The sequence below is a fragment of the Microbacterium sp. NPDC058062 genome (assembly GCF_042885375.1).
GTDB lineage: Bacteria > Actinomycetota > Actinomycetes > Actinomycetales > Microbacteriaceae > Microbacterium > Microbacterium trichothecenolyticum_C.
Genome location: NZ_JBHVSC010000006.1, coordinates 230,145 through 244,147 on the forward strand (window position 1 = coordinate 230,145; position 14,003 = coordinate 244,147).

Genomic DNA, 14,003 nt, shown 5'->3' on the forward strand with positions numbered 1-14,003 from the left:
TGGTGCGGGCGCGCCGCACAACCCCCTGATGTCCAGGGGTTTCGGAACGGGGTCAGCCGTTCTGGCGCGGATCGGGTCGGGGCGCCCGCGGTTCCTCCCGCGGCCGGCGCGATCCGGTGGGATCGTTGCGCCGTCCCTCGCGGCGGGCGAGGGTGGGATCGGCGAACAGCCAGGTCGGACGCGGCTCGACCAGCGGGCGGAAGATGCGCCGCACGGGTTTCGTCGCAAGCCCGAGGGCGATCAGCACGGATCCGACGATCACGAGCGGCAGCCACAGCCACGTCGGCTCGGCGTTGCGCAGTAGGCCGTTCTCGCGGAACGGGTAGAGCACGAACGAGTGCAGCAGGTAGACGTACATCGTGTACTGGCCGAAGTGCGTCCACCAGTGCGTGTCCCGCGGCACGAGCGCGAAGAACGCGGTCGACAGCACCACCGCGACGAGCATCAGCGCGAGGCGGACGCCGCCCGCCCACCATTGCGTGCCGCCGATCGAGGCGTAGTTCTCGTCGTAGAACAGCCACTCGCGCAGGTTCATGGCGCGCCAGTCGTCGACGAAGAACCACGCCGCCCATCCGGCGACGGCGAAGAGTCCGAGCCCGCCCGCGAGCACCCACCACGGCCGGCGGTCGAGGAGCCGAAGCCGTGCGACGACGTCGTGCTCGCGCAGCCACCAGCCGAGCGTGAAGAACGGCAGCAGGCCGAGCGTGCGCGACAGCGAGAACGTCGAGCCGATGTTCGGCAGGTAGCCGGCGCCGATCGAGATCACGATGGTCCACAGCAGCGGCCAGCGCAGCAGCGCCAGATACGGCAGCACGAGTCGGAAGATGCCGAGCGCCAGCAAGAACCACAGCGTCCAGGAGGGCTGGGTGATGTTGGGGTTCGCCTGACCCTCGACGATCCACTTGGTGAGGGTCCACAGCCCTTCGAACACGATGTACGGCACCAGGATGTCGGTGATCACGCGTGCCATCTGCGTCTTGGTCGGGGCATCCGACTTCGAGAAGTAGCCCGAGATGATCGCGAACGCCGGCATGTGGAACGCGTAGATCACGAGGTACAGGCCCAGCGCGATGTCGGAGTCGTACGTCAGCCGCTGCACGGCGTGGCCGAGCACCACGAACACGATGCACGCGAAGCGCGCGTTGTCCCAGAACGGCGTGCGCCGCCGCGGACGGGCGATGGATCCCGTCGGGGTGGGGGTCGTCGCCGTGGGCGGAACGCTGCTGCCGTTCATCGTCACCTCTCGCCGGGGCGCAGACCAGACTAGCCGCGTGCGCCGCGCGGCGCTCTCGCTTGACACCGAGTCCCACGCTGGCTGAATCTGAGTACGAGCGTGCCGACGGCGGTCGCCGGGAGGGATTCACCGATGACGGATGCTGCGACCCAGGCCGGTGCGACAGGCTCGGTGGGCGCCCGCCCGGTGGTGACCGTGAGCACCGGCGCGCTCCGGGGCACCCGGGAGGGCGCGCTCGACCGCTTCCTCGGCATCCCGTACGCCGCCCCGCCGGTGGGTGAGCGCCGCTTCCGGGCTCCCGAGCCCGCCGCGGCGTGGGTGGGGGAGCGGGATGCCTCGGCCTTCGGTCCGACCGCGCCCCAGCGGCCGTACAGCCCGGCGATCGCGAAGTACCTCGCCTCCGTCGAGATCCCCGGCGACGACATCCTCACCGTAAACGTGTGGACGCCTGCGGACCGCACCCCGGACGCCGCTCTGCCCGTGCTGGTGTTCGTGCACGGCGGCGCGCTCACGCGGGGCGCGACGGCGCTGCCCACCTACGACGGCGAGCGATTCGCGCGGCACGGCATCGTGTACGTGTCGATCCAGTACCGGCTCGGCCAGGAGGGCTTCGCGGTGCTCGACGATGTGCCGCAGAACCTCGGCGTGCTCGACCAGGAGCTCGCCCTGCGCTGGGTGCGCCGCGAGATCGCCGCTTTCGGCGGAGACGCCGCCCGCGTCACGGTCATGGGGCATTCGGCCGGCGCCAACACGCTGACGGCTCTGCTCGCCCTGCCGCACGCGAAGGAGCTGTTCGACCGGGCGATCCTGCAGTCAGGCCCGCTCGAGGCGCGGCCGCCCAAGAAGGCGGGCCGCATGACCCGCGAGATCGCCCGGCGCCTCAAGGTCGCCACCACCCGTGCGGGGTTCTCCGGCGTCCCCGCGGACGAGCTCGTCTCGCAGCAGACCGCGCTCGCCGTCGGCGGTTCTCCGCTCGGCGGCGGGCCGACGGTAGCGCTGGTGATCGGGGGCGAGGCCGTGCCGCGCAGCCCGCTCGATGCGCTGCTCGCGGGAGCGGGTCGAGGCATCCCGGTGCTGATCGGCTCCACCAGCGAGGAGTATCGGCTCTGGCTCGTCCCATCCGGGGCGGTCGACAAGGCGAGCTGGCTCACGGTGACCGTCGCGCGGCTGGCCGCGCGCGTGCCGGCGCGGATCGTGCGGGCTCACCGCGCGCGCCGCCCCGGCGCGAAGCCCGGAGAGGTGCTGGGCGAGGTGATCGGCGACATGCTGCTGCGCGGACCCATCACGCGGTTCGCCGACAGTCGCGTCGGCGCGCCGGAGTCGCCGACGTGGGTGTACGAGTTCCGCTGGCGCAGCCCCGTCGACGGACTCGGCGCCGCACATGTCATGGAGCTCGGGTACGTGTTCGACAGGCTCGCCGAGCCCGACGCGGTCGGCATCGGCGGCCCCGACGGACCGCAGGCGCTGGCCGACGCGATGCACCGGGCGTGGGTGTCGTTCGTGGTCGACGGCGACCCGGGCTGGGAGGCATGGTCGGCGCGGCGGCCGGTGCAGGCGTTCGATGCCGACGGCGGGCACATCGACTACGCGCCGCGTCAGAACGAGCTCGACGGTCTTCCCGAGGGGTAGTCTCGCAGGCGCGATGACGACGATCGACGACGCGCTGCAGCGCGACCAGGCCATTCCCGACCTCGATTGGCATGTGTTCCCGAGTGGCACCGAGCGCGACGTGTTCCGCGCCCCGAGCGGCGGCCTCGCACGGGTGCGCCTGGGCGACCGCGATGCGCCGAGGGTCGTGCTCGTCCCCGGCGTGGCGGGATCGAAGGAGGACTTCGTCCTGCTGTTCCCGCTGCTCGCCGCCGCCGGGTACCGCGTCGAGTCGTACGACATCGCCGGCCACTACGAGTCGGCGGGGGCCGGCCCGCAGCACCTCCACCCGCCGCGCGACCAGTACGACTATGCCCTCTTCGTCGACGATCTCATCGCGGTCCTCGAGGACGGCGGCCCCGCCCACGTGCTCGGCTACAGCTTCGCGGGGCTGGTCACCGAGCTCGCGCTCGTCGAGCGGCCCGATCTGTTCCGCAGCCTCACGCTCATGGCTGCGCCGCCCGCGACCGGCCAGGTCTTCCGTGGTGTGAAGCACATCGGGCCGATCTCCGACATGTCGCCGCACCGCGCCGCGGGGCTCATCCTGTGGGGTATCCGGTACAACCTCAACCGCACGCCGCCCGGCCGCATCGCCTTCGTGCGCGAGCGGCTCGGCGTCACGGGCCGCGCCTGCATCGACGACGTCGTCGGACTCATGATGTCGACGCCCGACTTCGCCGACGCCGTCGCGGCCACGGGCATCCCGAAGCTCATCGCCGTCGGCGATCAGGACCTCTGGCCCCAGGCGCAGCACGATGCCTACGCCGCGCGCATCGGCGCCCGCGTCGCGACGTACCCCACGGGGCACGCGCCGTGCGAGACCGCCCCGCACCAGCTCGCGCGCGACATGCTGCAGCTCTTCGCCGACGCGCAATGAGGGGAGTGGATGCCGCGGGCCGCGGCATCCACCCCTCGTCTCACTTGATCGAGCCCCGCGTGACGCCCGAGATCACCCAGCGCTGGCTGAAGATGTAGACGATGAGCAGCGGCGCCATCGCCATCAGGTAGGACGCGAACGCCACCGTGTAGTCGGTGTTGAACTGCCCCTGGAAGACGTACTGTGCGAGCGACAGCGTCCGCGCCGCGGGCTCGGTGAGCACGACGAGCGGCATGATGAAGTCGTTCCACGCCCACACGCACGTGAGGATGCCGACCGTCGCGTTCATCGGCATGAGCAGCGGGAAGATCACCTGCCAGAACACCCTCCACGTCGATGCGCCGTCGACGCGCGCGGCCTCTTCGAGCTCGATCGGAATCGAGCGGATGTAAGCCGTGTAGATGAAGATGTTCAGCGACAGCCCGTAGATCGTGTACAGGATGATCATGCCGGCCTGGTTGTCGAGTCCCAGGATGGACGTCTGCTTGACGAGCGGCAGCATGATGATCGGGAACGGGATGAACAGCGCCGCCAGCAGGTAGAAGAACACACCCTTGAAGAACGGGCGGTGGATGTTGCGTGCCAGCGCGTACGCCACGATCGAGCTCGTCAGCAGTGTGAACGCCACCGAGCCGACCGTGATGATCGCCGTGTTCAGCAGCGCCTGCGGGAAGCTCGTCCGCACCCAAGCGTCGGCGAAGTTCTCCCAGCGGATCGGGTTCGGCAGTTCGAACCCGGTGCCCTCGGTCAGCTGAGCCGGCGTCTTGAGGGCGACGACGACCGCGAGGTACAGCGGGATCAGCACGGTGAGCGAGCACACCGCGATGAGCGCCGTCGCCCACCAGTTGGTCTTGCGCGTGTCGTCGTCAGGCTCCCTGCGACGCTTGCGGCGATCGTTCGCCGTGACGGCGTCGACCTCCTGCTCGAGCTGGGACGCGGTGTTGGTCATGGTGGTCATCAGAAATCGGCCTCTCTGCGCTGAAGGACCCGGAACTGCAAGAGCGAGACGACGGTGATCACGATGAAGAAGATCACCGCGTTGGCCGTCTGGTAGGCGAACTCGCCGCCCGAGAAGCCGCCCCGGAAGATGAGCAGCGTCACCGATTCGGTCGACGTGCCCGGTCCGCCGTTGGTGAGGGCGACGATCGGGTCGAAGACCTGGAGGAACCCCTTGAGGCTCAGCACCACGTTGATGGTGAAGAAGGCGCCGATGAGGGGGAAGGTGATCGACCGGAACTGCCGCCACGGGCTGGCGCCGTCGAGGGACGACGCCTCGTAGAGCTCCGACGGGATCGTCTGCAGCCCCGACAGGTAGATGATGATCGCGAAGGCGCACGCCTGCCAGACGGCGAGCGCGACGATCGCGGTCCACGCCCACGTCTCGTTGGTGAGGATGTTGTCGCGGAACAGCGGGATGCCCGAGAGGATCTTCGGCAGCGAGTTCGAGAAGAAGAACTGGAACACGTAGCCGATCACGAGGATCGCGAGGATGTAGGGCACGAAGTACACGCCGCGCCAGAAGTTTCGCGCCTTGATCTTCGCGTTCAGTCCGAGGGCGATCGCCAGCGAGAACACGTTCGTCAGGATCGTGGCGACGATGGCGAACAGGAACGAGAAGCCGTAGGCCTGCAGGACGCGGTCGTCTTTGAACAGGTTGAGGTAGTTCGACAGACCCACGAAGTTCCAGGCGCCGTAGCCGGCGTAGTTCGTGAAGCTGAAGAAGATGCCCACCACGACCGGCAGGGTGTGGAACGCGGCGAACGCGATGACCGCGGGCCACACCATCCAGTAGTAGGCGGGGAGGGCACGCGAGGAGTCGCTGCGCGTGCGGGACGCACGCTTGCGCGCGGTGCCGACCGGAGTGGACCGAACGGCTTGGGTCAGGGTGGTGGCCATGTCATTCTCCCGTCACGGGGATCGTGCGGGCGGCCACTTTGGCCCACTCGCTGTCGAGGGTCTGGAGCGCCTTCTGGGCGTCCCCGTCGAACAGGAACTGCTGGTCGGTGGGGATGAGGGGAAGGGCCGGCGGGATCTGGTGGTCGATGAAGCCGGTGATCCGCTGATCCTCGAAGTACGGCCGCACCGACTGCAGCGCGGGATCGTCGCTGAGCTCGGCGCCCTCGACCGAGGGCACCATGTTCTGCGAGGCGGCGAACTTCTCGATCACCTCCGGCTGGAACACGTAGTCGATGAAGCGCATCGCCGCGTCGTGCTTGGGGCTGTCCTTTCCGAGCGTGAAGACGACGTCGACGCCCGAGACGAGGAGGCTCTCACCCGGCTCGTCGGTGGGGTAGGGGAAGATCCCCATCCGGATGTCGGGGTTCACCTGCTTGATCGGGTTGGTGGCCCATATGCCTTGCAGCAGCATCGCCGATTCGCCGCGTGCGAACGCCGCGTTGCCGTCGTCGTAGGTCTTGCCGCGGTAGCCGTCCTGCATGTACGAGTACAGCTGGTACTGGCGATCCATCGCCTCGGCGAAGTCCTTCTCGAACGACACCTCGGAGTCGGGGCCGACGTTCTCGCCCTCTTCGCGCATCTTGTCGAAGAAGCCGTCCTGCGCCGGGTAGGCTCCCAGCGCGTTCCACGAGGGAATGCCCGTCCACGAGTCGGCGAGCGTGCCGTAGAAGGGCTGGATGCCGGCATCCTGCAGTGTGTCGCACACGGCGATGAACTCGTCCCAGGTCTGCGGGACCTCCAGCCCCTGCTCCTCGAAGATGTCCTGGTTGTAGATCACACCGTTGGCGTTGTTGACGTAGCCGAGCCCGTTCACCTCGTCGCCGTAGGTGCCGAGGTCGGCGAGGATGTCCTGCACGGCGGGGCTGATCGTGTCGAGCACCGGCTCGTTCGAGAAGTCGTAGAACACGCCGGCCTGGGCGAGCCGGCCGAAGTTGCCGTTCGCGTTGAGGGTGATGACATCGGGGATGCGATCCTTCACCAGCAACGTGCGGATCGCGGTGTCGGCGTCTGCGACCTGGTTCTGCACCACCTTGATGTCGGGGTTCTCGGCCTCGAAGCCCGCGATGATCTCGTTGAAGTCCTCGAGCGCCTCGCCCTTGAACTGGAAGAAGTTCAAGGTCGTCACGCCGTCGGCGGGGTTCTGGGCGCAGCCGCCGACGGCAACGGCGGTTGCGGCGACGACCGCGACCGCGAGCGGCCGGATCCATCGTCGGTGAATGGTTCTCATCGTGCGCCTCCTTGCGCGTGGGGTGGGGAGTGTTCAGTTCTCGGCGATGAGTTCGACGACCATCGCCTGTTGCGGGCGCTGCACGGGTGGGCGCACGCCCACTTCTGCGAGCTGCAGCCCGGTGAGCACGGTCGTGGTCTCGGCCCATTCGAGGGAGGACTGCCCGGCCTCTTCGCGATCGCGCGTCAGGACGCGAAGCCGGTAGGTCCGTGCCGGCTCGAGTCCCGGCATCCGGATGCGTCCGGGCGGGTAGGCGGCGCTCGTCGCGGTCTGGACGATGGTGAACACGCCGGATGACGCATCCGCCGCGACCACACCGCGCACGTCGATCCCCGGCTCGACGCCGTCGACATGAACCACACGGCCCGACGCGATGAGCGGGCGCAGGCGCTTCGCCAGCGCGACCCACTCCGCCACCTCGGCACGACCGGCGTCGTCGAGGGTCGTCAGATCCCACTCGATGCCGAAGTGGCCGAGCAGGGCGACAGCGCCGCTGAGGCCGACGGAGACCGTGCGACCGGAGGAGTGGACGACGGGGGTCGTCAGGTGCATGCCGAGCATCTCGGGCGGCACCACGATGCCGGTGTGCTTCTGGTTGTCGAGCCGCTCGAGCGGATCGAGGCTGTCGCTGGTCCAGACGCGGTCGGTGCGGTCCAGGATCCCGAGGTCGACGCGCGCGCCACCGGAGGCGCAGCTCTCGATCTCGAGTCCGGGGTGCGCCGCCTTGAGCTCGTCGAGCAGGCGGTAGACCGCGAGGGTGTGCTCGTGGACCCGGGCGGAGCCGGCGGGCCCGCTCGCCGCGTCGACGAGGTCGCGATTGTGGTCCCACTTCAGATACGCGATGGGGTACTCGTCGAGGAGCGCATGCAGGTGCTCGGCGATGTGGGCGTACGCCTCCGGGTGTGCGAGGTCGAGGACCTGCTGTTGGCGTGCCGACGGCGGCAGCGACATCCGTCCCCGCAGGATCCAGTCCGGATGCCGGCGCGCGAGGTCGCTGTCGGGGTTGACCATCTCGGGCTCGACCCAGATGCCGAACTCCATGCCGAGCGCGCGCACGTGGTCGACCAGCGGATGCAGGCCGTCCGGCCACACGTCGGTGTCGACCGTCCAGTCGCCGAGTCCGGCGGTGTCGTCGCGACGGCCCTCGAACCAGCCGTCGTCGAGGACGAAACGCTCGATGCCGACGGATGCCGCGGCATCGGCGAGTGCGGTGAGACGCTCGAGGGAGTGGTCGAAGTACACCGCCTCCCAGGTGTTGAGCGTGACAGGGCGAGCTCGCCGCGGATGCTGCGGGCGCGCGCGCCACTCGGCATGGAAGCGCGCCGAGAGCTCGGTCAGGCCGTCGCCCCACGAGCCGATCACCCAGGGGGAGCTGTAGGCGGCGCCGGCGGCCAGCACTACCTCGCCGGGCAGCAGCAGCTCGCCGCCCGAGAGGAACGCGTCGCCCGTGGTCGTCCGCTCGGCGATGACCCGGTGATTGCCGCTCCACGCCACGTGGATGCCGTGCACACGCCCCCGCTCGAAGCCGAAGCCCGGCCGGCCGGCCGCGAGCAGGATCGCGGAGTCGGCGCCGGTGCGGCCGCGACGGCTCTCGCGGACGTGGGAGCCGATGCCCAGGGTGCGCCGCTGCGGTGAGCGTTCGCGGAGGTGGTGGCCTGTCGTGTCGAAGACCTCGGTGGCGTCCCAGGGGAGAGGGAAGGTGGGATGGGCCGACTGCAGGGTGTAGGGCGTGCCACCGGTGTTGCGCACGGTGACGCGCTGGTGGAACAGGCCGCTCATGCCGATCCTCACCTCCACGCGCACCGCGAGGCCCGCCTCGGCGTCGGCGAGAGCGATGCTCGCGCGGTGGTCGCCGGCCTGGACATCGGCCAGCGCGAGCCGGGTGCTCAGCCCCGAGCCCTCGCGGTGTCCCTCGAGACCGGGGGTTCCGAACCAGCCCTCGGCGCCGGTGGGGAGCAGTGTCAGTGCGGGCGTCGCGTCGAGACCTCCCGACACGCGCTGTGCTCGGGCGGCGATGGCGAGCGAGCGGAGCGTCTCCGGCGTCGAATCCGCGAGAGCAGCGCCCCAATGGACGATGGCCGGCGCCGGGGCGGCATCGAGATCGATGACGACACTCGTTCCTCCCCGGCCGAGGTGGAGAACGCGAGGATCCGGGGCAGAGACGGTGTGCTCGGCGGCGAGCTGCCTGTCGGTGCTGTGCATGGAGTTAGTTCTACCATGGAAGTAATAATGGGAGCAAGGGGGTGATTGTGCACGGGTATCCCGCTTCAGTAGTGCGATTCGTGCCAGAATGAAAGCATTTCGGCCCGGATGGGAGATCAACGAGGATGCTGACCGACAGCGAGCGCGCACTCGCCCGAGCCGTGCTCATCCATGGCCCGATCGCTCGCAGTGCACTGACGACCCGCCTGGGGCTCTCGCCGGCGAGCCTCACCCGACTCGCGAAGCCCTTCCTCGATCGCGGGTACCTCGTCGAACTCGACGACCTCGCCGACGGGTCGGTCGGGCGGCCGGTGCGCCCGCTCGACGTCGCGCCGGGCCTCGGGAGCTTCGCCGGAGTGAAGATCACCGGCGACGCGATCGAAGTGGTCGTCACCGACGTTCGTGCGGGGCTCCTCGCCCAGCGCACGCTGCCGCTCGACACGCACGAACCCGCGATGGTCGCTGTACGTATCGCCGAGGCGATTCGCGCGCTCGACATCGACTCGCTCGTCGGAGTCGGCGTCGCGCTCGGCGGAGCCGTCGACGCGGGCGTCGTGCGATACGCCCCGTTCCTGGAGTGGGAGGATGTCGCGTTCGCGTCGCTGCTCGAGCAGCATCTCGGTGTTCCGGTCGCGCTCGAGAACGACCTCGTCGCGCTCGCCGAGGCGGAGCGCTGGTTCGGACTCGGTCGGGGCATCTCCGGCTTCGTCGTGCTGACGATCGGCGCGGGCGTCGGCTACGGCCTCGTCGTGGGCGGCGAGGTGGTGCGCACGGCGGAGGCAGGGCTCGGCCTGGGCGGCCACATCCCCCTGAGCGACAACGGTCCGCTCTGCCAGGCCGGCCATCGTGGCTGCTCGCAGGCCATGCTCACGTCGGGGTCGATCGCCGCGCAGGTGTCGGCGGCACTGCAGCGCCCCGTGAGCTACGACGAGGTGCTGGCGCTCGCCGCCGGAGGTGAGCCTGCCGCCGTGACGGTGGTCGACGCCGCGGCCGACGCGCTCGGCCGGTTCATCGCGCTCGCGGCCAATCTCACCTTCCAGACTGCGGCGGTGCTGGCCGGCGAGGGCATCGGGCTCTACGCGATCGGCGAGGAACGCGTGCGCGCGGCGATCTCCGCGGGGCGGGATCCGCGGGCGGAGCCCGTTCGGCTCTTCGTCGATGACTCGGCCTTCACCGCGTGGGCGCGCGGCGCGGCCGCCGTCGCGATCCAGGCGGCCGTCGACCGGCTGCGCCTCGACTGAACACCGGCGCGCGCGGACGGCGCGAGGTCGCGGCATCCGTTTCGGAATAATCTTGGTGCGCACACGTTGCACGAGATACATTCATTTGCATGAATTCGCACGACGGAGAACCCGCACGGCGAAAGAGCGGAGAAGCGATCGTGAGCGAGAGCACCACGTGGTCGGGTATGCAGTTCGGCATCTTCACGGTGTCCGACATCACCCAGGACCCGACCGACGGCACCACGCCCAGTGAGGCGGAGCGGATCAAGGCGACCCTGAAGATCGCCAAGCACGCCGAGGAGGTGGGCCTCGACGTCTTCGCGCTCGGCGAGCACCACAACCCGCCGTTCTGGTCGTCGTCGCCGACCACGACGCTCGCGTACATCGCGGCGCAGACCGAGCGCCTCATCCTCTCGACCGCCACGACGCTCATCACCACGAACGACCCGGTGAAGATCGCCGAGGACTACGCGATGCTGCAGCACGTGTCGAACGGCCGCGCCGATCTCATGATCGGACGCGGCAACACCGGCCCGGTGTACCCGTGGTTCGGCAAGGACATCCGCCAGGGCCTGCCCCTCGCGATCGAGAACTACAACCTGCTGCACCGCCTCTGGCGTGAGGACGTCGTGGACTGGGAGGGCCAGTTCCGCACGCCGCTGCAGGGATTCACTTCGACCCCGCGCCCGCTCGACGGCGTGGCGCCCTTCGTGTGGCACGGCTCGATCCGCACGCCCGAGATCGCGGAGCAGGCCGCGTACTACGGTGACGGCTTCTTCGCGAACAACATCTTCTGGCCCAAGGAGCACTACCAGCGCCTGATCCAGCTCTACCGCCAGCGCTACGCGCACTACGGTCACGGCACGCCCGAGCAGGCGATCGTCGGCCTCGGCGGACAGGTCTTCATGGCTGCGAACTCGCAGGACGCGGTGAAGCAGTTCCGCCCGTACTTCGACAACGCGCCGGTCTACGGCCACGGCCCGTCGCTCGAGGACTTCAGCGAGATGACGCCGCTCACGGTGGGATCGCCCCAGCAGGTGATCGACCGTTACGCCGCGATGCGTGAGACCTACGGCGACTACCAGCGCCAGCTGTTCCTCATGGACCACGCCGGGCTGCCCCTCAAGACCGTGCTCGAGCAGCTCGACATCCTGGGCGGCGAGGTGGTTCCGGTGCTGCGCAAGGAGCTGCAGAAGAACCGTCCGGCGGACGTTCCGGATGCCCCGACCCACGCGAACCTCGTGACCGCGAAGTACGGCGACGAGGCGCCGCGCCAGGCCGTTCCCGGCGCGAACCGCGGCGACAACCTCGTGGGCTCGAGCCCCTACGCCGACACCCCCGCCCCTGCGGGCGCGGCGTTCGGTCTCGGCCGGAAGGAGGCATGACATGACCAGCTCCGCACGCCGCATCGCGGTGATCTCGGCCGGACTGTCGAACCCGTCGTCGACCCGCATGCTCGCCGACCGGCTCGCCGCAGCGACCGCGAAGCAGCTCTCCGAGCGCGGCATCGAGGTCGAGGTCGACGTGTTCGAGCTGCGCGACTACGCGCACGACATCACGAACAACCTCCTCACGGGGTTCGCGCCGCCGGCGCTCGAGTCGGTGATCAACGCGGTCGTGTCGGCCGACGCGGTCATCGCAGTGACGCCGATCTTCTCGACCAGCTACTCGGGACTCTTCAAGTCGTTCATCGACGTGCTCGACCCCGACGCGCTCACCGGCAAGCCCGTGCTGATCGGCGCGAACGCGGGCACCGCCCGCCACTCGCTCGCGATCGACTACGCGATCCGGCCGCTGTTCACGTACCTGCACGCCGAGCCCGTCTCGACCGGAGTGTTCGCCGCGTCCAGCGACTGGGGTGCCTCGGCCGACAACATCGCCCCGCTGGGCGAGCGCGTCGACCGCGGCGCCCGGGAGCTCGCCGACGCCATGGCGCGCCGCGAGCCGGCCTCCGACGCCGACCCGTTCGACCCCGCCAACTACCTCGGCGAGGGACGCTCGTTCGGCCACCTGCTCGGCGGTCTCGCGGGGGAGTAGCCCTCAGCCGAGAACGACATCCTCCGGTTCGCGGAGGGGGCGCCACGCGCTCTCTCCGCGGACCGTCGTCGTTGCGAGCACATCGGCATCGACGAGCGCGCCGAGGTCGATGCCCGACAGCTCCTCGATGTCGGCGATCCGCACCTGGAAGGTGCGGAAGGCGCCGAGCGTCGGCACGTCGAGCACCCCCTCGCGCAGGTCGATCAGCTCCGACTGATCCAGCACGAACCCGGCCGCGGCGAGGCGCGGCGCCCCGTCCTCCCGCGTCGTCCACGCGGCGACCTTGAAGAATCGGCGCGGGACGTGGATGCCGCGGTACGGCGGATCGTCTTCGGCCAGCACCGGTGCGGTGAAGACGCTGATCCGCTCGTCGGTGGTCTCGGCGAATTCGAGCACGTGGTCCTCGAGTCCGAGCCACAGCTCCTTCGACTGGTTGAACCCGCTCGCCTGCGGTGCGGCGTTCGGGTAGGTGAACGTCGCCTCCGTCGCCCGCCGGGCCTCTTCGGCCGACCCCCAGCCGGGGTCGCGGCGCCGCACGAGGTGGCCGCGGTCCAGGTCGTTCGAGGCGTAGACGGCCGGACCCGCCTGCTCCGCCGCGGGGATCCGCGGATCGAGATCCCAGCTGCCCGTCCGTGGCGGGTCCTGCAGCGCGGCGCCGTCGATGTTCACTCCGGTCACCGCCGCGAGCCGGCGCTCCGGATCGAGCAGCACGGTGAACCGCGGGTAGGTCAGCTCGCGCACGTCGCGTCCGTCGCCGGGACGGGGGAGCGGGAGCGGGATGCCGAGGAAGGCGTCGTCGTATGCGTCCGAGGTCACGTCTGCCACGCGCCCATCATGGCCCCGGCGGGCGACATCGCGCGACGCCGCGGCTCACTCACCGTCGGCCGCCCTTCTCGCGCCGAGCCGACGGGCGAGGACCGCGTCGATGGCGAGCCCGAGTCCGACCGCGAACGCGACCGAGACGACCACGGCCACGACCGGCCCGCCGGGCACCAGCGTCGCCACCACCGCCCCCACGAGGGCCTGGTAGATCGCCCAGGCGAGGGCGGCGAGGCCCGCGACCGCGAGGTAGCGCGGCGCGGGCAGGCGCGTCGCACCCGCCGTCAGGTTGACCGCGAGTCGTGCGAACGGGATGAACCGGGCGGTGAACAGCACCAGGGCCGCGCGGCGCTCCAGGCGCAGCCGCGCCCAGGCGAAGGCGGCCTGCGCGCGCGACGTGCGCATCCAGCGCCACCGCTGGAGGCCGATCGTGCGCCCCACGAGGTAGCACGCCGCGTCGCCGGTGAGAGCGGCCGCCGCGGCCACGAGCACGATCGCCACGAGGGCGGGCTCGCCCTGCGACACCGCCAGCGCCCCCAGCGCGGTGACGGCGGCCTCGCCCGGTATCACCACCAGGAACGCGTCGCCCAGCACGAGCACGAACAGCAGCGGCAGCGCCCATGCGCTCGACGCCACCGTGGTGAGCAGGTCCTCGACCATGTCTTCTTGGTAGCCGCCCGCGGTGAACGGCGACGGAACGGGGCACGTCCGGTGACCCGCCGCGGTGCATCCGGTGAACTCTTGCGCACGGACGCCGGTTCGCGGCATCCGTCCTCGTTC

The 14,003-nt window shown here is 70.0% G+C and carries 12 protein-coding genes; 5 read left to right on the forward strand and 7 right to left on the reverse strand.

Features of this window, described 5'->3' with window-relative positions:
• Nucleotides 1-52: 52 nt before the first annotated feature.
• Nucleotides 53-1,234, reverse strand: coding sequence for an acyltransferase family protein (locus tag ACFVSU_RS19300; protein ID WP_387146730.1), 1,182 nt, complete (start codon nt 1,232-1,234; stop codon nt 53-55).
• Nucleotides 1,235-1,366: 132 nt separating this feature from the next.
• Here ACFVSU_RS19300 and ACFVSU_RS19305 point away from each other — a divergent pair, with 132 nt between their 5' ends.
• Together ACFVSU_RS19305 and ACFVSU_RS19310 are read left to right on the forward strand one after the other, a co-directional pair.
• On the forward strand, nt 1,367-2,863 hold the full coding sequence (locus ACFVSU_RS19305; protein WP_387146733.1) for a carboxylesterase/lipase family protein: 1,497 nt from the start codon (nt 1,367-1,369) through the stop codon (nt 2,861-2,863).
• A gap of 13 nt (nt 2,864-2,876) precedes the next feature.
• Nucleotides 2,877-3,758 carry an alpha/beta fold hydrolase gene (locus ACFVSU_RS19310; protein ID WP_387146736.1) on the forward strand — a complete coding sequence of 294 codons (882 nt, stop codon included), beginning with the start codon at nt 2,877-2,879 and terminating at the stop codon, nt 3,756-3,758.
• 40 nt (nt 3,759-3,798) lie between these two features.
• On the opposite strand, the gene ACFVSU_RS19315 is transcribed toward ACFVSU_RS19310, so the two are convergent.
• From ACFVSU_RS19315 to ACFVSU_RS19330, 4 genes are read right to left on the reverse strand one after another with little or no spacing between them, the layout of a single operon-like run.
• Nucleotides 3,799-4,716: a carbohydrate ABC transporter permease gene (locus ACFVSU_RS19315; protein WP_387146739.1), complete on the reverse strand. Its 918-nt coding sequence runs from the start codon at nt 4,714-4,716 to the stop codon at nt 3,799-3,801.
• Nucleotides 4,716-5,654: a carbohydrate ABC transporter permease gene (locus ACFVSU_RS19320; protein ID WP_082497075.1), complete on the reverse strand. Its 939-nt coding sequence runs from the start codon at nt 5,652-5,654 to the stop codon at nt 4,716-4,718. The genes ACFVSU_RS19315 and ACFVSU_RS19320 overlap by 1 nt, the downstream gene beginning before the upstream one ends.
• Nucleotide 5,655: 1 nt before the next feature.
• Nucleotides 5,656-6,942 (reverse strand): ABC transporter substrate-binding protein, encoded by a 1,287-nt coding sequence (locus ACFVSU_RS19325; protein ID WP_387146743.1) that lies wholly within the window; start codon nt 6,940-6,942, stop codon nt 5,656-5,658.
• Nucleotides 6,943-6,975: 33 nt separating this feature from the next.
• Nucleotides 6,976-9,144, reverse strand: a complete 2,169-nt coding sequence (locus ACFVSU_RS19330) for an alpha-galactosidase (RefSeq protein ID WP_387146746.1) — start codon at nt 9,142-9,144, stop codon at nt 6,976-6,978.
• Between the two features lie 125 nt (nt 9,145-9,269).
• Here ACFVSU_RS19330 and ACFVSU_RS19335 point away from each other — a divergent pair, with 125 nt between their 5' ends.
• The 3 genes from ACFVSU_RS19335 to ACFVSU_RS19345 all read left to right on the forward strand — a co-directional run bounded on the left by ACFVSU_RS19335 (nt 9,270) and on the right by ACFVSU_RS19345 (nt 12,404).
• On the forward strand, nt 9,270-10,385 hold the full coding sequence (locus ACFVSU_RS19335; protein ID WP_387146749.1) for an ROK family protein: 1,116 nt from the start codon (nt 9,270-9,272) through the stop codon (nt 10,383-10,385).
• A 167-nt stretch (nt 10,386-10,552) separates the two neighbouring features.
• Nucleotides 10,553-11,752, forward strand: coding sequence for an LLM class flavin-dependent oxidoreductase (locus tag ACFVSU_RS19340; protein ID WP_387147002.1), 1,200 nt, complete (start codon nt 10,553-10,555; stop codon nt 11,750-11,752).
• Nucleotide 11,753: 1 nt separating this feature from the next.
• Entirely contained in the window at nt 11,754-12,404 is a 651-nt protein-coding gene (locus tag ACFVSU_RS19345; protein WP_375872812.1) for an FMN reductase, read from the forward strand.
• A 3-nt stretch (nt 12,405-12,407) separates the two neighbouring features.
• On the opposite strand, the gene ACFVSU_RS19350 is transcribed toward ACFVSU_RS19345, so the two are convergent.
• Nucleotides 12,408-13,220, reverse strand: a complete 813-nt coding sequence (locus ACFVSU_RS19350; RefSeq protein ID WP_387147004.1) for a DNA/RNA non-specific endonuclease — start codon at nt 13,218-13,220, stop codon at nt 12,408-12,410.
• Nucleotides 13,221-13,274: 54 nt separating this feature from the next.
• On the reverse strand, nt 13,275-13,883 hold the full coding sequence (locus ACFVSU_RS19355) for a DedA family protein (protein ID WP_387146753.1): 609 nt from the start codon (nt 13,881-13,883) through the stop codon (nt 13,275-13,277).
• Nucleotides 13,884-14,003: the final 120 nt, after the last annotated feature.

Excerpts from the sequence above, each read along its gene's own strand:
- ACFVSU_RS19300 (WP_387146730.1), bottom strand. The coding sequence starts at position 1,234 with ATGAACGGCAGCAGCGTTCCGCCCACGGCGACGACCCCCACCCCGACG.
- ACFVSU_RS19305 (WP_387146733.1), top strand. The coding sequence starts at position 1,367 with ATGACGGATGCTGCGACCCAGGCCGGTGCGACAGGCTCGGTGGGCGCC.
- ACFVSU_RS19310 (WP_387146736.1), top strand. The coding sequence starts at position 2,877 with ATGACGACGATCGACGACGCGCTGCAGCGCGACCAGGCCATTCCCGAC.
- ACFVSU_RS19315 (WP_387146739.1), bottom strand. The coding sequence starts at position 4,716 with ATGACCACCATGACCAACACCGCGTCCCAGCTCGAGCAGGAGGTCGAC.
- ACFVSU_RS19320 (WP_082497075.1), bottom strand. The coding sequence starts at position 5,654 with ATGGCCACCACCCTGACCCAAGCCGTTCGGTCCACTCCGGTCGGCACC.
- ACFVSU_RS19325 (WP_387146743.1), bottom strand. The coding sequence starts at position 6,942 with ATGAGAACCATTCACCGACGATGGATCCGGCCGCTCGCGGTCGCGGTC.
- ACFVSU_RS19330 (WP_387146746.1), bottom strand. The coding sequence starts at position 9,144 with ATGCACAGCACCGACAGGCAGCTCGCCGCCGAGCACACCGTCTCTGCC.
- ACFVSU_RS19335 (WP_387146749.1), top strand. The coding sequence starts at position 9,270 with ATGCTGACCGACAGCGAGCGCGCACTCGCCCGAGCCGTGCTCATCCAT.
- ACFVSU_RS19340 (WP_387147002.1), top strand. The coding sequence starts at position 10,553 with ATGCAGTTCGGCATCTTCACGGTGTCCGACATCACCCAGGACCCGACC.
- ACFVSU_RS19345 (WP_375872812.1), top strand. The coding sequence starts at position 11,754 with ATGACCAGCTCCGCACGCCGCATCGCGGTGATCTCGGCCGGACTGTCG.
- ACFVSU_RS19355 (WP_387146753.1), bottom strand. The coding sequence starts at position 13,883 with ATGGTCGAGGACCTGCTCACCACGGTGGCGTCGAGCGCATGGGCGCTG.